This is a genomic window from Haloarcula sp. CBA1131 (assembly GCF_008728975.1).
Taxonomy (GTDB): domain Archaea; phylum Halobacteriota; class Halobacteria; order Halobacteriales; family Haloarculaceae; genus Haloarcula; species Haloarcula hispanica.
The window spans coordinates 62,500-84,127 of sequence record NZ_RPCY01000004.1; the positions used below are offsets into that span (position 1 = coordinate 62,500).

Genomic DNA, 21,628 nt, shown 5'->3' on the forward strand with positions numbered 1-21,628 from the left:
GAGAGGATGACAGAACCAACCTCCAAAGCCCGTGATGGATCAGCCACGAACAGCAACGAATCGCCCGTCGGCGAGCAACCAATTCCAGTCGTCAAGCCACCATCGGCGTTTGTCTGGCAAGATGAAGTGGTCCCCGCGCTCGATGGGGCTATCACCGTGTGTCCGGAGTCTGCCCGCTATCCGATAGCCGCACAGGTTGTCGAGGGTGCTGAGTATCTTGTGGCAACAGCCCGAGAAACGTTCACTCCACCAGCCGACTACCAGTTCCAGTCGTGGGACGTCAGAGGAGAAATAACGCACTGGTAGCTGAATCCATTGGCTCAGCTCCGAGGGTATACTTTCGGAATAAAGAGACTGTGGTAACGCGCCTTGTTCTAGTATCCTATAAATACCCTAACATGATTCGGTAGTACAGTATCCCGGTGCAGGGGATTTTCACTCATATTTTGAGGGGTTCGCCGTGGGCGTACTGAAGATGACAGTCACAGTTGTTCCGCCGGTAGTTTCGAAGTCGATCAATGCTCCTGAATGCGCGATTATCCGGTCGACAATCCACAGGCCGACTCCAGTACTGTGTCTTAGTGCAGACTCTCCGTGCTCATCCAAAATCCGAACCTCGTGCGGGTCAATACCAGGCCCGTTATCGGCGATTTCAATTGTTGGGCCGGCGGGTCGCTGTTCGACAGTAATCTCCACGCTAGGGGTGTGGCTGTCGTTGTGTTCCAATCCGTTTCGGATCAGATGATGGATTGCAGTCCCAAGCTTTGGGTGGGCAGTTACATCAGGTGTGGCCTCCATATGTGTGACCAGTTCTCCATCGGGGAACTCATCGTCGATGGATTCGGCTGCATCTTGAACTGCTGTATCCAGCGAGACGGTCACCATTTGGTCTCTGTTCCGGATGACCTCGCGCATCTCGCGAGCATGTGCTGTCGTCTGCTCCAGTTCTTTACAGCTACTGACGATTCGCTGCGCATACCCTGAGATAGGCTCATCGGCTTGCTCAGCAATAGTGTTCGCATACCCTAAAATCGGGGTGAGCTTGTTCCGGACGTTGTGTCGCAGAATCCGTGCGATGACCTGCCCAAGCAAATCAATATCCTGTTGAGCTCCAATCACTTCTGCGATGGATTCGAGATTTGTAGCAAGAATATCGATGAGTTCCGTGTCGACTTGTGTGAAACTATTACTGTTGGTCGATGCAACGGTGAGAATACCGAAGTCGCCGATTGGTGCGGTAATTTCCTCCTCAATTGGCGTTTCGGAGTTATGCGCGTCATCCAGTTCTGAAACATCTGAGACAGTAGAGGCCTTGTTTTTTATCAACGCTTGCCATGAAGTATTACTCCCTTCCAGAGAAGCTGGCTGGCCACCGACCAGTTCGGCTGCCGGTGTCGTATGATGAATCGGTTGGAGCGCCTGGCTCGCCGGCTGGTACTCCCAGATTCCAGCCACGGGCATATCTAACGCATCAGGCATCTTTTCAAGTACCAACTCAGCCATTTCTTCATGTGTGTCTGCGTGTAGCGCGTCTCGAACGGTCTCTTGTACTGCTCTTAGCCCCTCTTCATTAACTGTCCAGCCGAGTGCAATCTCAGCTAACTGGCTCAGTAGCCGAAGGAGGTACAAATCCCGGTCGCTGAACGCGTTCGTTTCGAACGCTGAGGTAATCAGTACGCCGTGTCCACCGATGGGCAGAGCAACAACACTTCTCGTGGGAGTCTCGCCATTTAGAAGCGTGCTGTTGACCTGATCTGTGTCGTCGATTCGGACAGGTTCGCCGCTGTTATACGCACGCCATAGAATAGTTTCTGTTTCAGTGTATTCTGACAGCTTGTCGCACAGTCTCTGCTGTACCCGCCCGTTGACTGCCACCGGTTCAAGTGCCCCAGACCTTCTCCGATATAGATGTATCCCAGCCGCCGAATACCCGAGGACTGATTCAATCGTCTCAACTACATCTGTACAGACCTGTTGCCGGGAGTTCTGGTCAAGAATATCCTGTGCTGCATTATACAGTTTTTCGAGTGTTTGTTCACGCTCTTTTTGTTCCGTAATATCGACGTACACTCCAAAGTACTCCGCTTGGTCGCTTGCTGCGACTGGGACACCGCTGAACAGAAAGTGACTGCTTCCTGAACGAGTTTCTCGATGTATTTCCTTATTAATTATGTCGCCTTGCTCAATTGCATCAATGAGTTCCTTGGCGGTGTCTGACTGGGTATCAGGACCGACAAATTCGTTGAGATCACGGCCACGAATTGCCCCTTCATCGCCGACAAATGTGTTCTTAAACGCCTCATTAGCGCGGACGACCCGTTCAGTTCCGTTCTCAATGACGACGTTGACGACTGGTTCCGGGACTGCGTCGAACAGAGTCTCAAACCGATTTCGCTGCTCTCTAAGGCGCTGTTCGGTCACATTTGACCGACAGGCCTGAGCGAACTTTTTATTAAGCGGGGCGAGTGCTGCCGCAGTCTCTTGCTTGATTGCACCCCCATGTTTTCCGAGGACAATCGCCCCAAACCCGGGAAGGTTCATAATGTGGTACTCACCCATACCCTCGACTTGCTCTGCGACCGGCAATGACTCAACAAGTGAGGATGCCATGCCGCTTCCTCCGACTGTTACCGCATTTTTGTCGTTTCCTCTGGGGGCGTGACTGCCCATCTCAGAAGAATCAGACGATGCCACGCTTCTCCTAACGAGTTCGCTTAGCCGGCCACGCGCCATCTGGAATAATGTGTTTCGCTTCGGCTTGGCTGGAATCGAAGTCACAAGTGACAGCGCTTCGCTATCGTTCGTGTTGTCGACCCGAAATACAGCACCGACCGAGCAGTTCAGTTTCTGAAGATACGCTGTAAGCGCTCTGTCGGCCGTGGCTTCGAGTGACTCTCGGGAGTTGATGCTGAGAGAAATCTCGTAAAGCGTCTGTATTCGCTGTTGTCGTGATGTCATATCTTGCTGGCCGCTCCGACGACGGCCGTCTTGTTGTAGTAGTCCAGATGGCCTGCTCCATCGTTAGCAATCTCGCCAATTGTTAGTGCCCCTACCGATGGTGTATCCTCCGTTTTCACGGCCGCAAGTTCATACTTAAATTTCTCCTCTAAATAAAGCACACGAGAGATGCAGTCGAAAAATAATAAACTCTCTAAATCAGCTTTGTCGGCAACGGTTGCGTCTTTTGCCTGTTTTGCTGCCTGTATTAGTGACTCCGGATGGCCTTCAAGTATATGCACGAACTCCCCTTCGGACACATCGCCGAAGCAACTGAGCCCACCGTCATCAGTCACCTCAAATGGATCGCGAATGATCTTCTCTCCGTCCATCCGAGCGATTCCAAACGGATAGGCTTTCGCGACTCTGAAAAAGTTCTCTTCGGTCAGCTGCGTTGATGCATACTTATCGACTGTGCGTTTATATACGGAGAACGCTGGTTCACCGTCAAGGCTGTGTATTGTTGATCCACTCGAATCGGTCACTCTAAAGGGCCCCGAGATATCCTGCCAGCCGTGTTTGACGCCGATTTCTATTGGAGGTTCAACGGCGGCGACAACCGCACTGTCCTCAACCACACCATCGTTTGTGAACAGGCACGGTTCTTGTTCCATCTCTAGCGTTCCGGCACCGCCACCAATGTAATTAAGTTCGACACTGTAGGTCCGAAATAGCGACTCAATGAACTGCTCTATCCTCGTGGAGTACGCATCAACGAATACAAATCCAGTCTTGTATCCATCAATCGGAAGATCAGGGTTAAGCGATGAACTGTACTTCTGTGTAGAGTCGCTCAAGCCAGAGACTGTCGTTACCTTCGGCTTCGTTTTCAGGCCACAAATGATGGCACCCGTCTCTTTCCTGTCACCACGGTAGATAAGTTCCGGAAATATCCCTCCAAAAACAGGTAGGTTAAGATTCTGTAAAAAGGGTTCAACTGATGGATCGAGGCCATCGTCTGGAGACGCAAAGATTGCGAGACCTTCTACCCCGCTTATTGATGCTACCGCGTCACCTTCTTGCCTAATCTTACCGGTTGTTTCGGTGTACGTAAGCTCCATACGTTGCTTCTACTAGTTAGGTAGTTATCGCTGTTTACCCTCAATTATCAATCTTGAATTTGCACTCTCCAGATTTTTTCGAAACTGCTGATTGAAGTCTTGAAGCATGAGTCTAATGTGTATTCTCTGTGACAGAGTTGTGGTCGCCTGAACAGGCTCAATCTGAGTCTGGTAACCATGATCAAGAACTTTCGTTTGGGCACTGAGTAAACTCAATGAAGTGCTGTGTTGACTCGATGGGAACGCTACTACTCCATGAGAGCGTGAAACAAGATGTGAGGCGCAAGAGACCGACCGCCATTCCGTGTCCAGAGCACGTTCTGTTGGCTGGTCCGTGTGCGAAAGACGCCGAGTCATGAGCGTTACAGCACGGATGGCGCAGAATCGAGCGGCTCCGTGTCGATCTCGACAGCGCACAACTCAATCAGCTCTCGAGACCTCGCCGAACGCTGGCTGAGCAGAAACCATATCTCAAATTGGCACCGCCTCAGTGTAACAATACGGTCTTTCCGCTGCTTTGCAAAAGAGCGACGCACTGACTCGATAGCGATTTTCTGTTCCTCTGGCGGGTGAGAGGATGTCCACACACTCAGCATCGACGCGAACACAGTCGTTCCAGCATCGCCCGCCAGCAGACACAGGGGAGTGTTTCTGTCCGATTCACGCCAACGGTGGCCCGTTCACCGCACCCCTCGGGATTCGATTTGCCGATCATGTCGCCGTCGAACCAATCGACAGAGAGACAGCAGCCGCCGTGTACGAGGCGCATCACTCTTATATGGGGTCGCTGCCGTCGGTCAATCTCACCCACCACGGGCTGTACTTTCAGGACTCGCTAGTCGGGGCTATCACGTACCGCTACCCGCTCATCTCGAAGAAGCGAATCCGGTACGGCGTCGACGGCCAGCTCTGTCCCGAGCCCGTCGAGATCGACAGTCTTCCAGCAGAGATTCGAGCGACTGCCCGCCAGGTGCTTCCGTCGACGGACACACCAGTCGTTGACAGCGAAGTGGTATCCGGCGACTCGCTTGTCGAGGCCGCGCGGATTTGCATGGGCGTTCGGATGCCAAACCTCGCGTCGGCAGCGCTAGCCCGCTCACAGGAGCGATTCTTGCAGAGTGACGACCGTAACACTCGCTTCTTGTTGACGTGGGTACGCTCGGACTATGATGGCGCGATGGTTCGGGCGCTGCAAGACAAGGGCTGGACCTGTACGGGCTACCGTGAACCGGGACAGGCAAGCAACCGCGAGAACAAGCCGATTCGTGAGCGATACAAGTGGCGCTTTCTCTGTCCCGTGGACACTGCTCGCGAACAATCAACACTTGCACGGTGGTCTCAGTGACCGACGTCCAGCCCGAAGCAACGGCCGAGTGCTGTCGATTCTGTGGGGACAGAGCCGAGATCTCCGGCGAGGCGTACACGTATGTTCGGTGGCCTGACGAGGTCGACCGAGAAGACGGCGTGTTCCGATTTACGATTTGCCGGGAGTGTGCGCTTCAGGACCGCGATAACGTTGAGCAGGCCGCTTCGCTCTTCCACGAGGCAGATCGAGACCATCTCGTCACCTGCGATGTCTGCGGGGCCGTTGGCTGCCGGTCTGCCAGCACTCGCCGGCCAGCAGCGGAGACGTATCGACTCGCGAGCGTTATCTCCTGGTCGGTGAGTATCAATGGCTTCGACGGGGCAACGCACTCTTGTAGTGAATGTAGTCCTATCCTGCCGGTCGACTGTGTGAAACGCCCCAACCGGACATACGACGACGGAGTGCCACATCTCGTTGAACCACCGTTTGACGCAGTTGGGAAGACAGCAGACGATGCTCCGGCAGACAGTACACAGGTCGAGATCGGCGGGTGGACTGGGTAGCCGGCGGTAGTTCCACGAAACTGGTGGGTCTGCTCCGCTAATGAGCAGTACAGCTTCTCTTAGTACAATCGGATTCTTGCTTTTTTGTCGTTGAATTTTGGACCTTTCTTGACAGTCTGTTCTTGTCTATCCAGCCTCAGTACCTCACAAAGCATCGCCAGTTAACCTGACCTGAGTCACTTGTTCTGTCGAGATGAGTCGTCGATAGTGGTCGAGGGACGCTAATAGAAGGGGAGCTGCCGCTGTCGGCGGCGATCAGCCGCCGACGCGGCAGCGTTGCCACTCACAAGACGGCGTCCCTACCTGGTGATTACCGGTGGAACCGGTCGTCCGGTGGCCGGTTCGCGGGGACGGCCCGACGCACTGCGAGGGCCGTCCACGCTGCCCGACACAGCATATTGATGAACTCCTCGAACGACCAGGACCAGAGGCGACGCCCGCCACGGCGGGGCGTCGCCACATACTCCCAATGGAGATACCGCCAGACATTCTGCAAGAGTAGACTCACCACGACGTACAGCAGCCGTACGACTGGATTCTGCGTTGTGGTTGTCGCAATGCTTTGTTCGGAGAGTCGGTAGCTGGCTTCGATACCGAAGCGCTTCGCGTAGTGGTATCGAGCATCTCGTGGTGTTTCAATGAACGGCGCGTCAGCGGCGTAGCCGTGACGCGCCACTCCGTGCTCGTTGTACCGTCCTTTTTGATAGGTACAGTCAATGTAGACGGGAAACTCGACGGTCCAGCTATGACCGTCGAGTTTCCCTGTCAGCTCATGTTGGATGACGCGGCTCCATCCTTCCGAGAGTTCCTGCTTGATTGTTTTTCCCCACCGGACGATCGGCATCACGTACGCGTAGTTGTGAGCGTGGAGGAGCGTGAGACACTTGCTATCGTAGAATTCTCGATCAAGATAGACGGCCTTGACGCTGAGGTCAAGGCCGTCGAGGAGACCAAGAAACTCAGCGAGAACACTGCTGGTGGTGTCGCCGTCAACGAGACGGCGCACCGCCAGCGTGTACCGTTTATTCTTCACACGCGCGTAGAGTGTCGCATAGGCGTGGAATGCGGTGGTTCCACGCTTCGCTTCTGAGTGGTAGAGGCCAGCTGTTTCGTCCTCGTTACCGTAGTAGGGTCGCAGGTGGAGGTCTGCGCAGACCTCCACCTGCTTGGGGAGGATCTCTAGAACGTCCTTTTGGAGGAGTGCGTTCCCGACTTGTTCAACCGACGCTAGGTCGAACTTCTCACGGAGATGGTACAGAACCGTGTTTTCGTGGGGAGAATTTTCACTGGTCTCACAGAGTTCAGATATCGAGGTCCCGTCGGCGCATGCGCCGACGAGGACCTCTAAGATATCCTCAGGATCGATTTCAGCGTTGTTGCCGAGTCCGAGAACAACTTCCTCGTCAAGCGAGTTGACGAGAAAGTTAAGGAGCTGGTCCTCGTGGATTTCATCGTCTGCTTGCTTCTGGTGTTTGGACACATCCTCAGCAAGCAGACGTCTCAACTAACCAGCTTTGTGAAGTACTGAGCCTGACTAACCCTGTTTCTTCCAATTCTTCGAGCGAGTAGTGACGTAGCTTAAGACGGAGTTTCGCTACGTCCTCGTTGGCAGAGGGAAGGTCACTACGGGCCGCAATGGCTGGTGTTTCACTCTTTCTCATTGGATCTAGTATACCACCGTGTCACAGATAAACACACACAGTTTTCACTGAGATTTGTCTTTCTAATCAATCGAAGACTCCGCGCGGTCAGTGCGGCGTCCTATTGAGCAGGTATCTCAGCCAGCACAGTAAGCATAAAACTCCAGTCACAGCGGTAGCGACCCCCATTTTGTGTTCCTCTGGCGGGTGAGAGGATGTCTCGAAATATGTCCTGCCGTCGTTCGGAAGACCTGTCGAAGCCAACCATCCCGAAGTTCGTCGAGTCCATCGCGACGACTGTTCGAGCGCAGTCCGGCAGCGCCGATGTTGAAGCGGTTGTCCTCCGTGCGGTGGCCCGGCGCTCAGAGAGTATCGACCTCCCGGATGTACTCGAACTTCGTTCGCTCTTGGACGTCGACGGTGCGCAGGTAGACACGCTAGAGGAACAGGTCACGAGTATCATCAGCGCCATCGAAGCCAAACTCGCTGGCTGGGACCGCCGGGAGGTCGCTGCATGAACGCAGCAGGAACGGCCACGTTGGGCGACTTCGGTGCTGGTGGCCCACGCTCGGATGCGCTGATTGACACACAGAGCGCGGCACAGGAGGCCGTTGCGGGCGAATGGGAATTTCTCGCCGCTGGCAACGACACGATCGGATGGCACATTCCCGACACCGGAGCGACAGTCCTGCTGAAACACAGTGACGCTGGCTGGACGCTCGAACGGGCGACCAAACTGGTCGGGACGAGAAGCACACTCGACGCCGGGCTGGATCTTGCCAGCTCGTACATGGCGGATCAACCGGCGGGAGCATCCACATGGCGATGATCGAACGCGACAGCTGGCGTCGTGAGGAACGCCAGCGAGTTGCGGCAGCACTGGCACGCGCCCGGTTCTGGCAGTCGGTTGCACCACACAAAATCGGCTTCTGGGACGCCGTCGACGAGACGCTTCTGGCTCATTACCCGGGCTGTCGGTACAAACGCAGGACGACACTCGATGACTTCCGAGAGGAGGATTCATGAGCGACACTCCTGACCCAATTCTCGACAAACTCCCGCCAGAGCGGTTGCTGGACGCCGACCACCTCCAACCAATTGTCGCCGGCATCGACTGTATGCACTCAATGGAGACGGTCAAGCGGTATCTCGCATACGAGAACAAGCACGAGAACCGGACGCCAGTCCAGTCTCGCCTTCGAGAGCGGGCACGGGAGATCCGTCGCGATGAATCGGATTCCGAGAAGCAAGCCGTCGCCTAATTTCTGTGCCCCAGCGGGGTGAGGCGCGTCCCACGGAGGGAGCTCTGCCTACCGACTATGTGTGAAAACAAGACAGACGAGACGGCTGTACAGCAGTGCGACGCCCTCGATATCGACCCTGATGCCGTGGATATCGGTGATGGACTGAAAACGACCGAGGGCACGTCTGCACTCGCCGTCGTCGGTGTTGACGCTGAAAAGGAGCGCGTGAAGGTGTACTCCCCGTCCGGTGAGCTGACGGTCAATCGCTGGGTGAGCATGGACCTGTTCAGTGTGCATCAGCCCAACGAGGACATCCAGACCGACGCCGACCGCGAAGCGTGGCTGAACGAGACGCTGCCGAAGAAGGCTACGCATATCGACGGGAACGTGTACCCACTCAGGTACGCCATCGACGAGGACGGGAACGTAATCGCGGAATAATCGAGGAGCCGTACCAGCCACTCTCACGCTCACGGTTCCCGAGCGCAAGCGCTCGGGGGACACGCTCCACCTTGGACCGGCAGGCCGGTCCGGCGGTCCCGCTTCTGGAGGCAGGTAAGGCTCATCGCGATGAATCGGATGGCCGGGAACGAGCCGCCGTGTATTTTCTGTTCCCCAGCGGGGTGAGGGGCGTCCCACTGAGGGCGTGCCGCCGACCGATTATGAGTAAGAACAAGACAGACAAGACGGCTGCACAGCAGTACGACAACTACCCCGATCCCGACGCCATCGTTCACTTTGGCGATGTCTCGGAGGAACTGGTCGAGTTGGTAGAGGAAACGCTAGAAACCTCCGAGTTCCTGTCGACCTCTCGCGACGACCTGCCCGAAACGACGCTGCTCGTCGAGGCGGTCGAAAATGAGTGACGACCACCTGTTCATCGTTGTTGAGGGCGTCGGGCCAGCAGATTTTCCTGAGAACGAGGCGAGTTCCAACACGCAAGACGAGGCCGTTGCTCTCGCGAACGATATCCACGACCTGATTCGTGAGGAGTACGGCAAGGAAGAGGTCGAGGGCGTCATCCCGGTGGTCAATCCCGACGCCCACGAGCAAATGCAGGCAACGGAACTCTGATCGGGTGGGAAAAAGCAGTTTCTTTAGCCGTGATATTGGCTGCAACGTCTGCTCAGTAAGCGTGCTTACTCCTCGCTCAAATTCATAACAATAATTGAATATTTGGGAGAAACGGTCCAGAAGAGGACACGCCAGTAATTTAGTAAGATTTGAAACAAAACGTTCTGGCTACTGGCAATTCAGGAGTTCTGTTTTTCTTTCGCCCACTCAAGTGCGGGCTCAAACTCTTTGAATCCCTTCGTAAGTACATTATCAGCTTCATTTTTCTGGCTGATCGAGAGTCGTGCAATCCCATCAGCAACATAAGCTGTGAAGTCGACATCCGACTGTTCAGCTACATCGGTCCAATTGTCTTCGACATGGTCCAACACCTTGGAATCCATCTCTTCTACGCCACCGATGGTGACGACAACGCTCTCCATTTCTGGGTCACTGGCTGTCTCAACGTAGTGCTGCTCTGCCTTTTCCATATCGCCTGCTTCGATAGCTGCGGGCAGATCCTCAATCTTCCAGATTCCAACACCGTTGTCTTCTTCGTAATCAACGTATTCGGATACTGAAGTTGCCATCAAATTAATAATCTCTGGCATCGCATAAGAATCAATCCCACAGGTTCTCAAGAACGATACTGAGAGTAGCAGTCCCTCCTGAGCCCGTTTTAATATCGTGGTCAGCATAGTACAAACCTCTTGCATTGTGTCTCATTTTTCGGAGAGTTACAATAGACGGTTGGCATTTTCGACCATTCCTACAGCCTGTGCTTCCCGTTTTAAGTCGAGAATAGCCGTCCATTTCAACAACTCTAGTCGCCGAATTTTCTGTGCCCCAGCGGGGTGAGGGGCGTCCCACAGAGGGCGTGCCGCTGTCATTCATGGCTACCACAGAATCCCGTAGCGACGCCAGCAGTATCGACGAGAGCGAACTGGAGGAGGCTGACCCGAACAACCGGACCGTTCGGGCACTGACCGAAGTGATGACCGTGTTGGACTCGATTGGTCGGGCACGAAACGCCGACGACCTCTTCCTGGTCAACTCCGGGTCTGGCTCAGAGTACCTTGTCGACACTCGAACAGGGAGTTGTGAGTGCAAGTGGAAGCAGTTCAACTCCGGCAAGGAGTGCAAACACCAGAAGCGAGTCGCCTTCGCCACCGGCGAGCGCCCCATCCCGCAGTGGGTTGACGACGACGCTCTCGACGACCAGTTCGGATTGCACGTCGACGGCGAACCCCGCAAAGCAGTCGCTGACGGTGGAGTCATGCAGGTCCGGTTCGACGACGGCGGCGTCACAGACCCCAACGAGGACCCCTTGGCTGTCACCTCCGAGGACGAACCACGCACGAAACGAGCGAAGCAGGAAGATATCGACGTTTCCTTCCTCGCAAAGCCCGGTCGCTACGAGGTCCACTCAGCGTCAAATAGCCGGTACGAGGTGGATGTGCTTGAGGAGACGTGCAGTTGTCCCGATGTCGCCGAGCGATGCAAACACCGTCGCCGGGTCGAGATCGAGATCGACGCCCAGCGAGTCCCCCGCCCGGATGGAAAACTGCCAGACGCCTAACCGGGGGCCGCAGTGTGTTTTCTGCCCCTCCGGTCAGGTGAGAGGATGTCTCGAAATATGTCTTCACAAACTGTCCAGACAGCGTTGTCTACAGCTACGCCGAGCTGTCCCGAGTGTGGCGGCGAACTCGATAGCAGCGGGCGAGAAACGAACTGCGAGGACTGTGGCCTGGTGACCGACCAAGACCGGATCGACCGCAGGCCGGAATGGCGGACGTACGACAAGGAGGAACAGAAGCGGACGGGTGCGCCCCGAATAGCCACTCGGCATGACCAAGGCCTGTCGACGAATATCGGGAGCGTCGATAGTGCAGACATCTCTCCGAGACGGCGTCGACGGCTTGCTCGCCAGCGACGACTCCATGGCTGGTCGAAGTTCACCAGCAAGCGCGACCGGAACCTCGCTCACGGGCTTGGCGAAATCCGACGCATCGCGAGTGCCCTGTCTGAGAGCAACGCGGTGAAAGAGCAGGCATCAACGCTCTTCCGGGAAGCCCAAGACAAGGACCTCCTGATCGGACGGTCGATTGAGGGCGGTGCAGCGGCCGCTGTGTACGCCGCCTGCCGGTGCAATGGCCTCGTGACGATGGAGACGGTAGCCGACGTTGCCCGGTGTTCAGACTCCCATATATGGAATTGCTACCGGACGTTCTTGATGAAACTTGACCTCCTGATTCCAGTGTCGCTTCCGGTGGACTGGGTGGCGCGGATTTGTTCGGACCTTCCATTCGACGTTGCCCCGGGGATTCGCCAGCGAGCGCTCGAACTCGCAGAGCAGGCGACCGAGTCCACCGAGATCAACGGGCGACCAGACGGTATCGCAGCCGGCGCTCTGTACCTCGCCGGGAAAGAGTCAGATATCCGGCTCACACAAGCGACGATCTGCGAGCCACTGGATGTGCATATTACGACGGCCCGTCAGTGGTTCCAAGAGATCGAGGAGCATATCGTTGCGTGACCGCTCGCGACGGCCTGTTTTGCGTGCCCCGGCGAGGGTGCAGGGCGAGCCAACAAGCACGTCCTGAGTGAGACATATGTCAGTTACTGATACTCCCGAATCGGCAACACAGCACGACTCTTCGAGTGTTTTTGCGTCGGTCCCAGCGCCACGGTCGCCAACGAAAGTCGCATCGTTTGTCGAACGAGTCCTTGTCGAACTTCGCCACGAAGCGGTGGCTGCTCGGTACGTGACTGATCTAGACCAAGCCGGAGCGAAGACGATCTGGTGTCGAGTCGAGCACACGCCGTTGGACGTCGACGCAGAGTACGTCCAGATTCGAGACGACCCCCGGCTAGGCGTTGGCGTCGAGCCGTGTTCGCAGGCAACGGTTCGAGAACGACTGTGCCAGTGTCTTGACCACGACCGGACTGGGCGCGTCGACGTTCGGCCGCTGGCCGACGTTTCGATGAGCGACGACTGAGTTGTGCTTCAGGTCTGGTTCCGCATTGGCAGGTCGAGATCGCCGAGGGCAGCGTGCTGACGGAGAACACAGAGATGTGGGCAGACGGTCGTCGCCTGGAAGACTTCGCAGCTACACCAGCCGGCGTGGGTTCCGTTAGGATGCTCGGCCAGCGAGCAGTTCACGGGACAGTCGTCGTCAACGGAGACGAGGAACAGGTCCGGACGGCCGCCCTTCGTTACGTCGACACTGGCATCGAGGGCAGCGTTCCACGTTGCTGACCGGTCGTCACGAATCCGCTGGAAGTCAAGATCACAGGTCCCGCTGGGCTGGCAGGATATCCACTGATCTGGGGGCGAACACTCGCTAGTCGCGGTTGGGGACTCGGCTGTTTTCATGATGAGTCCTCGTACTAACATATATACCCTCAAACAGCAAAAAGTTGCTATAGAGGCGATACAGAGCGGATTTTGTGTTTCTCTGGTGGCTGAGAGAATCCAACAATGAGTAGTGGATACCGACGAGGGAACACCGGGCCGAAAAAGCTGAAGTGGCGCTGGAAAGATGAGACGGAGAATCGGTCGTTGCCCCAGTCGTGGGCCGACAACGGTCGCACAGAATCTCCCGAGGAGAACGAAGTGCAGTTGTACGCAATCCAGTGCCGGGCTGGGCTCTTACTTGAGTGGCTGGTCAATACACGAACTGGAAAGCTACTCAGGGGCCCGCTGAGCGAGAAGCCGGGGCTTCGTGTCCTGTACGTTACCGCCGACGGTGAGTATGCAGTCCTGAAAGAGTTGGAGGCCCGCGAAATTGACGACAGTTGGAAGCCGCCCAAGCAGTTCGCCAGCATCATCGCAAAGCACCCCGAGGAGGCCGATCCAGTTCCAGACTCCAGCCAGGACTACTACCGACGCTCGGTCGAAGACCTGTACGACTTGTCGTAGCTGCTATGAGGTCTCTTTCGCTACTGAGTACGACAGAATCAGGTGTGTCGAGTCGGAGTACTGGTAGAGATGAGTGAGAGTGAATACGCTGAGACGGTTGCGTGTCCACATTGCGACGCCCCGAACGGAATAGACCCGATTCATGATGGGGAAATACGACGTGGAACCACCTGTACCGAGTGCCGCGAGTGGTTCCCCGTCTTCTCCAGTGGGGACTCATGATCCGAACACTCGACAGGCATTCCTTCTAGAGTGGCGCTCTCCAGCAGGCCAGATTTTGTGACTCTCTGGTGGCTGAGAGAGCATGGCTTCGCCACAGATTGACGTCGACGAGATTGTTGAAACGCTTGAGCAAATTCGCCAGCGCGGGCACAGCGCGCACACGGTCTTCCGAGACTGGGTCAACCTCATGCTGTTCGCACTGCAGGACCGAGACGATCCGTATCTGGAGATCGTCGACGACTATCGCGAGCGTGGCGATATGGACCACCCACGCGGGCAGCGATCAGTAGACCTCTTCGCCGAGGCGTTCGGCCAGCTCCAAGAACGGATGGCAGCCACCGACGCTGACGTTCTGGGTGCTGTGTACGAGGAGTACGGAATGTCCAGCGATGCGTTCGGCCAGCACTTCACGCCCCACTCTGTTTGCGAGACGATGGCCGAGATCGCCGGCGTCGGAGACGAGAGCGATACCGATGATAGACAGACAGTCCTTGACCTGGCCTGTGGGAGCGGTCGAACACTGCTGGTCGCCGGTCGAAAGCAGCCAGACGGGCTGTTTGTCGGGCAAGACAAGGACCCACTCTGTGCCCGAATGGCGGCGCTGAACTGCTGTTTCCTGAATCTGGACGCCTACGTTATTCAGGGCGACTCACTGACTGTCGAGTTCCAGCGAGCGTGGCAGACGTCGTACTCTTCGCTGGGTGGGAGCGTTCGCGAACTCGACGACGAGGAGGTCGAAGAGCTACACGAGTGGGTGACCGACGCCTTCGAGAATACGGTCGAGGCGGAGAACCAGCCCAGTCCAACGCAGGGGACAGACACGGGCTCGGAAGATCGAATACCTCCGGTCACGTCGTCCGTTCCGAGTGAGCAGGCTAGTCTGGGTGCGTTCGAGGGCAGCGATTGACGGCTGTTTTGTGTGCCCCAGTCGGGTGCGGGGCGGTCCAGTGAGAGCGTCCCGAGGAAAACCATGTCAGAAGAATCAGACACAGAGCCGGATGCGGCTCCAGACTCAGTTGAAAAGGTCGAACGAACGGACTTTGGGTGCAGTATGGAAGCACGGTTGGATCGAGGCACTGACACTCGCGATCAAGACAGAGTGACGATCAAATCGAAGGGTGAGACTGCCGAGGAGACGATTGTGGAGTTCTACAAGCTCCTAGAAGAGTACGACCAGGAGATCAGTGGTCGGCTTCGGGATGTTCAGCCTGAAGAAGACGAAGAGGAGGAGGAGTAGGTCATCTCACTCCCCCCGCTGGTCAATCTGTGAAACTGTCAACTGTGACTGTTCTAAATATACTGGCTCAACAGCACTCTCTGTCTCACTCTGCAACATTCAAGTAGGAGATTGCGCTGTTCTTGATAGAGAGGGGGAGGGGGGGTTTCCGCAAGTTCGATCACAACAGTGGGCGAAGGTTCTACAGAGTGTATAAGACAACTTAGATGTTTTCCGGAATGTATTGACGATGTTACTGTCCATGTCATAGCGGCAACTGTGTTGTGTTGTGCTATGATCTGGCTGTAGTAGCGCTGTACTATTCGTGTGAGTAACGTATTATTATATTTTATGGTACCGGATAATACAATACTACTACTACACTAATACAAAAACAATGATACAACATAATACAGCAAACTAGAACCCATGACTGCTATTATTCCCCGACAAAGACATTTTTATTGCCTTATTCTGGATCTACAACACCTCACACACCCCCCACGTGGGACTTTGGGAGACTTGCGGAAACCCCCCCTCCCCCCGCCAGACTCTTACTCATCACTTTCAGTAATCACTCATCTTAGTAGCGGGGGATTAGGAAGTTGCGGAACGGGGGGTTTATTGGATTGTAGCGAATGTAGTAATCTATGCCGACGTTTGGTTCAACTGGTTCCATCCTTGATTGCGATGACGCATTCAAAGATGACTGGACGCCAGATGATCTCCCCGAGCGCAAGGACGAACTCACTGAAATCCATCATACGTTGGAACCCGCTTCACGTGGTTTCACACCAAATAATATGTTCGTTTACGGCCCAGCCGGCCAGGGAAAAACGGTTGCGACACAGCTAAAACTTCAAGAACTCTCTCAATTCCTCGAAAACAGCGAAGAACAACTTAGCACTTACTACGTAAATTGTGCCGACTTGTCTTCATCATATCAGGTTGCTGGGGAGGTATTGAAAGAGATTTCTCCTGATTTCGATAGCCGCCCGCGTGGACACGGGCTCTCTAATATCTTCGACTGGATGTTTGACCGGATTGAGAAAATCGGCGGAACCGTGGTTATCGTCCTTGACGAAATCGATGTTATCGGTAACGACGACAAGGTTCTTTACAAGTTGTCCCGTGCCAAGTCTAACGGTGAGATTGAGAATACGCGCCTCTCCATTGTCGGGATCTCTAATAACTTCGACTTCTACTCCGACTTGACTGCTCGGGTTAAAGACCAACTCTGTGAAGAGGAAATTCGGTTCGCTCCGTATAATGCCAATCAACTTCAGAATATTCTCGAACGTCGTGCAGAATCAGGACTGCAAGACGGGGTTCTCGAAGGAGGAGTGATTCAACTGTGTGCTGCCCATGCAGCGAAGAAAGATGGCTCTGCACGGCAGGCAATCAACCTCCTCTATAAGGCGGCCAAAATCGCCCACAACGGCCAGGACGATACTGTGACGACCGATCACGTCGACCAGGCTCAAAAAAAGCTAAATCGTGATATGCTTCTTGAAGGACTGAAAGACCTAACTGTTCAAGAATATACTACGGTACTTGCTGTTGCCTCGCTAGAGGCAAGAGGCGACACGCCCGCTCGGACGAAAACGGTCTACTCGGAATACAAGAGTATCTGCCAAACTACTGGTATTGATATCAGTACGATGCGAAGTATTCGAGACCACTTGCAGGCGCTGAAACTCTACCGATTCCTTGAGGGTGAAAAGAAAACTGGTGGTGCTAATGGTGGCGAACGTTGGCTTTTTGAGCTCGGGGTCGACCTAGAGAATATGCTCGCTATCGAAGCGGACGACCGGTTTGGCGAGATACTTGATACCATTGAAATGAGAAAGAAGGCAAACGCATAGAGTATGCTGTGGTAGTTGCGGAAACCCCCCTCTCCCTTTTTATTCACGCCCCTGCGTGAATCCGACGGGCTCTGTCTATCTTGATTCACCGAAAAATCTTGTTGTTCACGGCACAGAGGATGTCACTCTTCAGATCTGCCTAACCGGATTCGTCATTGATGATGTCGTTGGCTTCGTCACGGGTTCGTTTTGCGGCTTCTTGAGCATACCCTTCGTGGGTCGTCTCGATGGACTTGTGCCGGAGCACGTCCTGAGCCAGCTGTGGATTCTCGCGATAGATTTCTCGCCCAAGTCCGCGTCGAGCGCCGTGTGGCTTCAGCGGCTCCTCGAACTCGTAGTCGGACCACTCACACAGGTCTGCCAAGATGTTCCGGGCCGACTGCGTGGTGATCGACGGCGTCGGGTCCAGTGCTTTCGTCGCGTTGTCGAGTCTGGGGAAGACAGCCTCATTCTCGTCAGGCTCTCGGAGTTGCTTCCAGCGCCGAAGCGGGCGAAGCGCATCGTCGAGAATCGGCGCAGACTCGCGGGTGCGGTTCTTTCCGAACACTTGCATCGTGCCGGCTTCGAGATCGACGTGACGCCACCGCAGGCCGTTCCGTTCTTCATCATCAGAAACAGCGACGAGTTCCGCGCTACGCGCACCGGAGTAGGCGAGTAGGAAGACGAGTGCCTGGTCGCGGTAGGCTGCCGTGCGGTCGACATCGTCACTCTCGCCGGCGTCGTCGACGCGGGCGGTCGCAGTGGCACAGATGGCTTCGCGGTCGCGTGTCGTCCAGTATTGCTGGTCTGTTTCGGTCTCATCGGTCGGGAGCGGACCTTCGGCGTGGTTGGTCTTGGCCGGGTTCGTCGGGATCAAGCCCTCATAGACACCCCACGTGAGAAATGAGCGGACGTAGGCGAAGTAGCGTCGAGCGGTTTCTGGTGAGATATCGTCTCTGTCGTCGGCCCGGGCCAAGTCACGAGCGTACTGCCGACAAAGGTCGTCGTCGATATCCTCGGGACTGGAGATACCGTGCTGGTCCCGGGACCAAGCTGCGAACTTCCGAAGCACGCTCGCGACGTTCGTTCGGTAGCGCCCGGAGTCGATATCGACCAGTCGTTTCTCGATGGCTGTTTCGAGGGCGTCACCCCCGGGAGTAGCGTCGTATGCTGGCGGAAGCCGATCCATGCTTCCCGTACAGCGGCGGTCCGGGTAAAACTGGTGGTGCTTACTACACTAATACAAACCTATCTACAAAACCAGAATTTCGGTGTTTCAGGCACTCTGTGTCTGAATACTCGGGCTTTCTGTGTCTGGTAAAGTCTATGTAGCTATATCAATCTCGCTCAAATCGGAAGTTGAGACTGCACCGGGTTTAGCGGGGCTATGATGCATGGTTTCGGCTGTTTCAGTGATCGGGAACTGGCTCAGATTGGTCTCCAAACGGCTATTCCTATTGAACTTCCAACGGCATGCGCGAATTTCGGCGACTTCCGACAGCATTGCCACTCAGACGCCACGCTAACACGGGTAGAGCCCCCACACTATCCGATTCCCGTTTCCTTCTTCAACAGCGTCAGCGTGTTATCGGCCGTCACAATTGGCGAATGCTCGTAGTCGTCGGTCAACTCAACCTGCACGAGCAAATCCACTGCTCGCCAGATCGAGTACAACAGACACGCGAATGCGAAGTAGAAGAACCGGAGGCCAAAGTCCTTCGAGGTCGTGGCGGCCATGAATCGCTTGATCGATTTATAGCCGCTTTCAATCTCCCAGCGATACCCATACTCGGTAAGATAGGCGCTGCTGGTGTTTGTCATGAATACCGAGTATTGCCGGTGGTTGTCGTGCTCAGAGTCTTCTTTCCGGCGGTAGATCAGTGTCGTATCGTGCCACTCGTTCTTCCCGAGATGGAGCTTGCGGTCGGTCTCGTATCGGTCTTGACCCCGCTGGAGCAATCGCTTGGCCTGGGCTTTCTCGCTGGTCTGCATCCGCTTCGGAACAACATACGACAGTCCACGCTGGCTAAGCATCTCTAGAATGTGCTGGCTGTCGAACTCCCGATCCATCAACACGTTATCGACGTGGACCAGTTCCTCGGCAGAGTTGAGCAAGTCTTCGACGATTTCCTTACGAGCCTCACCCTTCCGAACTGGTCTCGCATCCAATACGATTGGGACAGCGTTCCCGACCAGCTGGACTGTCGCCCACTGATAGGCGTACTCATCGGTCTTTTCTTTTGTCCCAATAATCTCGTCTTCATGCCCGGTTCTGTCGCCTGTGAACGGGTCTGCTTCAGTAATATCGATAGCGACGATCCCTGCTCGGAAGAACTCCCCCGTCTCCGCTGCTTCTTCCAACAATCGATTCACAGCTTTCCGGTACATCTCCCGAACCTGTTCAATCGAGAGGTCACGAATCTGATCCCGATGGGCGTGTCCCAACGGCGTCCGGTCCCGGCTCGACTCGTGAACGAAACTGCGAGCCCCCTCGTTAGCAGCCAACCGTTCTCGAAGTCCGATATGCGTTTGTAAGTCCCAATATGCGTTCTCGTGGATTTCACAACCATCACCACGATCTAACGAGAAGGCTGGCAAGACAATACGGCTGACGTGGTCTGTAATCGATGCTGCTTCGTCGAGGACGGCTTGATCGTCTGGGTCTGATTTGCTCGCTTCGTCATCTTGCGATGGAAAGCTACGTTCTGGCTGGCGCGGAACAGCAACGCCTGCGTTCTGAGCCTTGATTAGAATCGTCCGCGCAGCTGACTCAATTGTCTCGCAAAGCTCTGTAGTGAATCGTTCGTGCCAGCTTCGCCACAGCGTCGACTGGTCTGGGACCGTCTCTATGTCTAGTTGTTCACGGAGTTCAGGATGGTGAGTGAGATACGTGAGGAGTGCCGTCTCGTGGGTCCAGCCGTGAAGTTCTTTGAGTAGGAACAATCGGAACAGTTGGGACATCTCGTACCGGGTTGCTCCAGAATACCGGTCGTGTGGCCCAAACTCGACAAGCCGTCGCTGTCACGTGGTTCCTCTCTTAGCTAAAGGCAGATCCAGGCTCTTCATCATTTGGACCGTCGACCCCGACCCGACAACGAGGTTGTAATGATTTCTTGTCTTTGGCAAGACAGGACAGGGAGATAATTGAATTCCCACGGATGAGCGATGTCTGGAACGAGATGTGGTCTCCGATATTCATTCCGCTGTACAACATTCTCGACGTCTTATACTCCACCGGTGATCCGTCATCCGGACCGCCGTGGCTCGATGTATGATGTGCCACTGTTACGTGGAACCGCACGGCGTCGTACTGCGCCCGTAATTTTTCGGCTTGCCTCGTACTCAATTCCCCAGCTTCCTCCCCGAGGAGAGCTTCTATGTCATCAGCCACTTCGGACCCTTCATCGGTAATCCGAACGAGTTCTTGTGTCTCTGAGCCTTCAAATGCGGTGACCTGTTTCTCCAAGACTTTGCCTCGATTGGCTAGCAGCAACCGATTTAGCCATTTTCCAAACACCGACATTGGGGGGAGTACCCCTGCGGCCAGCAGTGTTCGTCGTTTCATACTATCACTCTACCTTGCGTCAGGCAATTGTGTCCTATCATTGGTTGTCACCCTTCGAGCGTATCGACAATCGATTCGATGTTCTGTTTCACTTCCCAGCTGAAGCCGACCATGAGTCCGATCGCAACCGCCGCGTATACGACAATTCCGACGATGATTAGCACGGCAAACTCAAGCAGTGACCACTCGAGATATGTCACTGCAGCCCCCATTACCATACTCGCGGCGAGGGGGTAGGTCACTTCCCGTATAATTCTTACCGGTGAAGTATCGATTGACCGTGAAATCAGGTAGATATCGAGTGGCATCATCGGGAAGATGTAGACGGCAAGTATGAGTGCGGCCGTCCCTTCGATTCCGTAGACTATTGTCACCGGATAGATGAACATCGCCAGCAATGCCACTCGCAGTGTGGCGAGCTTCGCGATCAAGTCGGGTCGGCCAATTGCCTTCCAGACCGGCCCCATGGTCGCACCCATGGACCGGAGGAGGGCATAGAAGGCGAGCAATTGCATTACCGGTGCTAATGGCCGCCACTCGGGCGGGAAAAACGCCTCGATGAATGTGGGGGCGACAGCGGCGATTCCCACTGCTGCGGGAAACGATACAAACGTCGTCATTCGAAGCGTCTTCAGGTACCCGGTCCGGAGCTTTTCGACGTTGTTCTGGACCTTCGAGTACGCGGAGAAGGTTACACTCGAGATCGTGTGCGTAATCTCGGTTGCTGGCGCGTTTGACAGGCGGTAGGCGAGTTGGTAAAAGCCCAGCGCGCTCGCCATCAGGGCCCAGCCGACGAACGCGTCGTCACCTTTGCTGTACAGGACGTATACAATTGAGTTGACCGTAATCCACTTCCCGAAGTTGTACCGTTGTTTCGCAATGTCGACATCGCTCGATCCCAACAAAATCTAAATCAATCCACTTGATAGTACCAATAAAATGTGTGATTTCGGCCATAGACAGAAGGAATCAGACTTGTCTCATCTTTCACGCTT

Annotated in this window: 25 protein-coding genes and 1 pseudogene; 17 read left to right on the forward strand and 9 right to left on the reverse strand. The window is 55.2% G+C overall.

Annotated elements, in window-relative coordinates; all coding sequences use genetic code 11:
• The first annotated feature begins 6 nt into the window (after positions 1 to 6).
• On the forward strand, positions 7 to 306 hold the full coding sequence (locus Har1131_RS18065; protein ID WP_004966218.1) for a hypothetical protein: 300 nt from the start codon (positions 7 to 9) through the stop codon (positions 304 to 306).
• A 129-nt stretch (positions 307 to 435) separates the two neighbouring features.
• Here Har1131_RS18065 and Har1131_RS18070 read toward each other — a convergent pair whose 3' ends face one another.
• Both Har1131_RS18070 and Har1131_RS18075 read right to left on the reverse strand, forming a co-directional pair.
• Positions 436 to 2,958 carry a GAF domain-containing protein gene (locus tag Har1131_RS18070; protein ID WP_151147916.1) on the reverse strand — a complete coding sequence of 841 codons (2,523 nt, stop codon included), beginning with the start codon at positions 2,956 to 2,958 and terminating at the stop codon, positions 436 to 438.
• Positions 2,955 to 4,058 carry an FIST signal transduction protein gene (locus tag Har1131_RS18075; RefSeq protein WP_151147918.1) on the reverse strand — a complete coding sequence of 368 codons (1,104 nt, stop codon included), beginning with the start codon at positions 4,056 to 4,058 and terminating at the stop codon, positions 2,955 to 2,957. Before Har1131_RS18075 ends, Har1131_RS18070 begins: the two co-directional genes overlap by 4 nt.
• Positions 4,059 to 4,635: 577 nt before the next feature.
• Here Har1131_RS18075 and Har1131_RS18080 point away from each other — a divergent pair.
• Positions 4,636 to 5,403, forward strand: coding sequence for a hypothetical protein (locus tag Har1131_RS18080; protein WP_151147920.1), 768 nt, complete (start codon positions 4,636 to 4,638; stop codon positions 5,401 to 5,403).
• Positions 5,400 to 5,927 (forward strand): hypothetical protein, encoded by a 528-nt coding sequence (locus tag Har1131_RS18085; RefSeq protein ID WP_191907510.1) that lies wholly within the window; start codon positions 5,400 to 5,402, stop codon positions 5,925 to 5,927. The genes Har1131_RS18080 and Har1131_RS18085 overlap by 4 nt, the downstream gene beginning before the upstream one ends.
• 310 nt (positions 5,928 to 6,237) lie before the next feature.
• On the opposite strand, the gene Har1131_RS18090 is transcribed toward Har1131_RS18085, so the two are convergent.
• Positions 6,238 to 7,407, reverse strand: a complete 1,170-nt coding sequence (locus tag Har1131_RS18090) for an ISH3 family transposase (RefSeq protein WP_151147924.1) — start codon at positions 7,405 to 7,407, stop codon at positions 6,238 to 6,240.
• Between the two features lie 387 nt (positions 7,408 to 7,794).
• Here Har1131_RS18090 and Har1131_RS18095 point away from each other — a divergent pair, with 387 nt between their 5' ends.
• The 7 genes from Har1131_RS18095 to Har1131_RS18125 all read left to right on the forward strand — a co-directional run bounded on the left by Har1131_RS18095 (position 7,795) and on the right by Har1131_RS18125 (position 9,885).
• Complete coding sequence (locus Har1131_RS18095; RefSeq protein ID WP_151147926.1) at positions 7,795 to 8,085, forward strand: hypothetical protein; 291 nt, start codon at positions 7,795 to 7,797, stop codon at positions 8,083 to 8,085.
• Positions 8,082 to 8,396 carry a hypothetical protein gene (locus Har1131_RS18100; protein WP_151147928.1) on the forward strand — a complete coding sequence of 105 codons (315 nt, stop codon included), beginning with the start codon at positions 8,082 to 8,084 and terminating at the stop codon, positions 8,394 to 8,396. Before Har1131_RS18095 ends, Har1131_RS18100 begins: the two co-directional genes overlap by 4 nt.
• Entirely contained in the window at positions 8,387 to 8,593 is a 207-nt protein-coding gene (locus Har1131_RS18105; protein WP_151147930.1) for a hypothetical protein, read from the forward strand. The genes Har1131_RS18100 and Har1131_RS18105 overlap by 10 nt, the downstream gene beginning before the upstream one ends.
• On the forward strand, positions 8,590 to 8,829 hold the full coding sequence (locus Har1131_RS18110) for a hypothetical protein (protein WP_151147932.1): 240 nt from the start codon (positions 8,590 to 8,592) through the stop codon (positions 8,827 to 8,829). Before Har1131_RS18105 ends, Har1131_RS18110 begins: the two co-directional genes overlap by 4 nt.
• 57 nt (positions 8,830 to 8,886) lie before the next feature.
• Entirely contained in the window at positions 8,887 to 9,252 is a 366-nt protein-coding gene (locus Har1131_RS18115) for a hypothetical protein (RefSeq protein ID WP_151147934.1), read from the forward strand.
• A 221-nt stretch (positions 9,253 to 9,473) separates the two neighbouring features.
• Entirely contained in the window at positions 9,474 to 9,677 is a 204-nt protein-coding gene (locus Har1131_RS18120; RefSeq protein WP_004966200.1) for a hypothetical protein, read from the forward strand.
• On the forward strand, positions 9,670 to 9,885 hold the full coding sequence (locus tag Har1131_RS18125) for a hypothetical protein (protein ID WP_151104319.1): 216 nt from the start codon (positions 9,670 to 9,672) through the stop codon (positions 9,883 to 9,885). The genes Har1131_RS18120 and Har1131_RS18125 overlap by 8 nt, the downstream gene beginning before the upstream one ends.
• Before the next feature lie 179 nt (positions 9,886 to 10,064).
• Here Har1131_RS18125 and Har1131_RS18130 read toward each other — a convergent pair whose 3' ends face one another.
• Positions 10,065 to 10,454, reverse strand: coding sequence for a hypothetical protein (locus Har1131_RS18130; protein WP_151147936.1), 390 nt, complete (start codon positions 10,452 to 10,454; stop codon positions 10,065 to 10,067).
• Between the two features lie 302 nt (positions 10,455 to 10,756).
• Between Har1131_RS18130 and Har1131_RS18135 the strand changes: the two genes are divergently transcribed.
• The 3 genes from Har1131_RS18135 to Har1131_RS18145 all read left to right on the forward strand — a co-directional run bounded on the left by Har1131_RS18135 (position 10,757) and on the right by Har1131_RS18145 (position 12,863).
• Positions 10,757 to 11,443 carry an SWIM zinc finger family protein gene (locus tag Har1131_RS18135; RefSeq protein ID WP_151147938.1) on the forward strand — a complete coding sequence of 229 codons (687 nt, stop codon included), beginning with the start codon at positions 10,757 to 10,759 and terminating at the stop codon, positions 11,441 to 11,443.
• Between the two features lie 57 nt (positions 11,444 to 11,500).
• Positions 11,501 to 12,400 carry a transcription initiation factor IIB family protein gene (locus tag Har1131_RS18140; protein ID WP_151147942.1) on the forward strand — a complete coding sequence of 300 codons (900 nt, stop codon included), beginning with the start codon at positions 11,501 to 11,503 and terminating at the stop codon, positions 12,398 to 12,400.
• 76 nt (positions 12,401 to 12,476) lie between these two features.
• On the forward strand, positions 12,477 to 12,863 hold the full coding sequence (locus Har1131_RS18145) for a hypothetical protein (RefSeq protein ID WP_151147943.1): 387 nt from the start codon (positions 12,477 to 12,479) through the stop codon (positions 12,861 to 12,863).
• Between the two features lie 8 nt (positions 12,864 to 12,871).
• Here the strand turns inward: Har1131_RS18145 and Har1131_RS18150 are convergent, their stop codons facing one another.
• Positions 12,872 to 13,240, reverse strand: a complete 369-nt coding sequence (locus Har1131_RS18150; protein ID WP_151147945.1) for a hypothetical protein — start codon at positions 13,238 to 13,240, stop codon at positions 12,872 to 12,874.
• Between the two features lie 105 nt (positions 13,241 to 13,345).
• On the opposite strand from Har1131_RS18150, the gene Har1131_RS18155 reads away from it, so the two are divergent.
• From Har1131_RS18155 to Har1131_RS18170, 4 genes are all read left to right on the forward strand, one after another.
• Positions 13,346 to 13,786: a hypothetical protein gene (locus Har1131_RS18155; protein WP_151147947.1), complete on the forward strand. Its 441-nt coding sequence runs from the start codon at positions 13,346 to 13,348 to the stop codon at positions 13,784 to 13,786.
• A 304-nt stretch (positions 13,787 to 14,090) separates the two neighbouring features.
• The gene (locus Har1131_RS18160) at positions 14,091 to 14,915 is read left to right on the forward strand and encodes an N-6 DNA methylase (protein WP_151147949.1); all 825 of its coding nucleotides are present in this window, start codon (positions 14,091 to 14,093) and stop codon (positions 14,913 to 14,915) included.
• Positions 14,916 to 14,978: 63 nt separating this feature from the next.
• Positions 14,979 to 15,245, forward strand: coding sequence for a hypothetical protein (locus tag Har1131_RS18165; RefSeq protein ID WP_151147951.1), 267 nt, complete (start codon positions 14,979 to 14,981; stop codon positions 15,243 to 15,245).
• A 629-nt stretch (positions 15,246 to 15,874) separates the two neighbouring features.
• On the forward strand, positions 15,875 to 17,089 hold the full coding sequence (locus Har1131_RS18170; protein ID WP_151147952.1) for a Cdc6/Cdc18 family protein: 1,215 nt from the start codon (positions 15,875 to 15,877) through the stop codon (positions 17,087 to 17,089).
• A gap of 139 nt (positions 17,090 to 17,228) precedes the next feature.
• On the opposite strand, the gene Har1131_RS18175 is transcribed toward Har1131_RS18170, so the two are convergent.
• The 4 genes and pseudogenes from Har1131_RS18175 to Har1131_RS18190 all read right to left on the reverse strand — a co-directional run bounded on the left by Har1131_RS18175 (position 17,229) and on the right by Har1131_RS18190 (position 21,538).
• The gene (locus tag Har1131_RS18175) at positions 17,229 to 18,257 is read right to left on the reverse strand and encodes a site-specific integrase (protein ID WP_151147955.1); all 1,029 of its coding nucleotides are present in this window, start codon (positions 18,255 to 18,257) and stop codon (positions 17,229 to 17,231) included.
• 356 nt (positions 18,258 to 18,613) lie between these two features.
• Positions 18,614 to 20,077: pseudogene (locus tag Har1131_RS18180) on the reverse strand (transposase); the annotation flags it as partial.
• Between the two features lie 28 nt (positions 20,078 to 20,105).
• A complete protein-coding gene (locus tag Har1131_RS18185) occupies positions 20,106 to 20,633 on the reverse strand; it encodes a hypothetical protein (RefSeq protein ID WP_151147965.1) in 528 nt (175 codons plus the stop codon).
• A 47-nt stretch (positions 20,634 to 20,680) separates the two neighbouring features.
• Entirely contained in the window at positions 20,681 to 21,538 is an 858-nt protein-coding gene (locus Har1131_RS18190) for an oligosaccharide flippase family protein (protein ID WP_225308174.1), read from the reverse strand.
• Positions 21,539 to 21,628 lie beyond the last annotated feature (90 nt).

Excerpts from the sequence above, each read along its gene's own strand:
- Har1131_RS18160 (WP_151147949.1), top strand. The coding sequence starts at position 14,091 with ATGGCTTCGCCACAGATTGACGTCGACGAGATTGTTGAAACGCTTGAG.
- Har1131_RS18110 (WP_151147932.1), top strand. The coding sequence starts at position 8,590 with ATGAGCGACACTCCTGACCCAATTCTCGACAAACTCCCGCCAGAGCGG.
- Har1131_RS18080 (WP_151147920.1), top strand. The coding sequence starts at position 4,636 with ATGTCCACACACTCAGCATCGACGCGAACACAGTCGTTCCAGCATCGC.
- Har1131_RS18150 (WP_151147945.1), bottom strand. The coding sequence starts at position 13,240 with ATGAAAACAGCCGAGTCCCCAACCGCGACTAGCGAGTGTTCGCCCCCA.
- Har1131_RS18075 (WP_151147918.1), bottom strand. The coding sequence starts at position 4,058 with ATGGAGCTTACGTACACCGAAACAACCGGTAAGATTAGGCAAGAAGGT.
- Har1131_RS18095 (WP_151147926.1), top strand. The coding sequence starts at position 7,795 with ATGTCCTGCCGTCGTTCGGAAGACCTGTCGAAGCCAACCATCCCGAAG.
- Har1131_RS18115 (WP_151147934.1), top strand. The coding sequence starts at position 8,887 with ATGTGTGAAAACAAGACAGACGAGACGGCTGTACAGCAGTGCGACGCC.
- Har1131_RS18125 (WP_151104319.1), top strand. The coding sequence starts at position 9,670 with ATGAGTGACGACCACCTGTTCATCGTTGTTGAGGGCGTCGGGCCAGCA.
- Har1131_RS18105 (WP_151147930.1), top strand. The coding sequence starts at position 8,387 with ATGGCGATGATCGAACGCGACAGCTGGCGTCGTGAGGAACGCCAGCGA.
- Har1131_RS18140 (WP_151147942.1), top strand. The coding sequence starts at position 11,501 with ATGTCTTCACAAACTGTCCAGACAGCGTTGTCTACAGCTACGCCGAGC.
- Har1131_RS18100 (WP_151147928.1), top strand. The coding sequence starts at position 8,082 with ATGAACGCAGCAGGAACGGCCACGTTGGGCGACTTCGGTGCTGGTGGC.
- Har1131_RS18165 (WP_151147951.1), top strand. The coding sequence starts at position 14,979 with ATGTCAGAAGAATCAGACACAGAGCCGGATGCGGCTCCAGACTCAGTT.
- Har1131_RS18130 (WP_151147936.1), bottom strand. The coding sequence starts at position 10,454 with ATGGCAACTTCAGTATCCGAATACGTTGATTACGAAGAAGACAACGGT.
- Har1131_RS18170 (WP_151147952.1), top strand. The coding sequence starts at position 15,875 with ATGCCGACGTTTGGTTCAACTGGTTCCATCCTTGATTGCGATGACGCA.
- Har1131_RS18070 (WP_151147916.1), bottom strand. The coding sequence starts at position 2,958 with ATGACATCACGACAACAGCGAATACAGACGCTTTACGAGATTTCTCTC.
- Har1131_RS18065 (WP_004966218.1), top strand. The coding sequence starts at position 7 with ATGACAGAACCAACCTCCAAAGCCCGTGATGGATCAGCCACGAACAGC.
- Har1131_RS18120 (WP_004966200.1), top strand. The coding sequence starts at position 9,474 with ATGAGTAAGAACAAGACAGACAAGACGGCTGCACAGCAGTACGACAAC.
- Har1131_RS18175 (WP_151147955.1), bottom strand. The coding sequence starts at position 18,257 with ATGGATCGGCTTCCGCCAGCATACGACGCTACTCCCGGGGGTGACGCC.
- Har1131_RS18185 (WP_151147965.1), bottom strand. The coding sequence starts at position 20,633 with ATGAAACGACGAACACTGCTGGCCGCAGGGGTACTCCCCCCAATGTCG.
- Har1131_RS18155 (WP_151147947.1), top strand. The coding sequence starts at position 13,346 with ATGAGTAGTGGATACCGACGAGGGAACACCGGGCCGAAAAAGCTGAAG.
- Har1131_RS18145 (WP_151147943.1), top strand. The coding sequence starts at position 12,477 with ATGTCAGTTACTGATACTCCCGAATCGGCAACACAGCACGACTCTTCG.
- Har1131_RS18135 (WP_151147938.1), top strand. The coding sequence starts at position 10,757 with ATGGCTACCACAGAATCCCGTAGCGACGCCAGCAGTATCGACGAGAGC.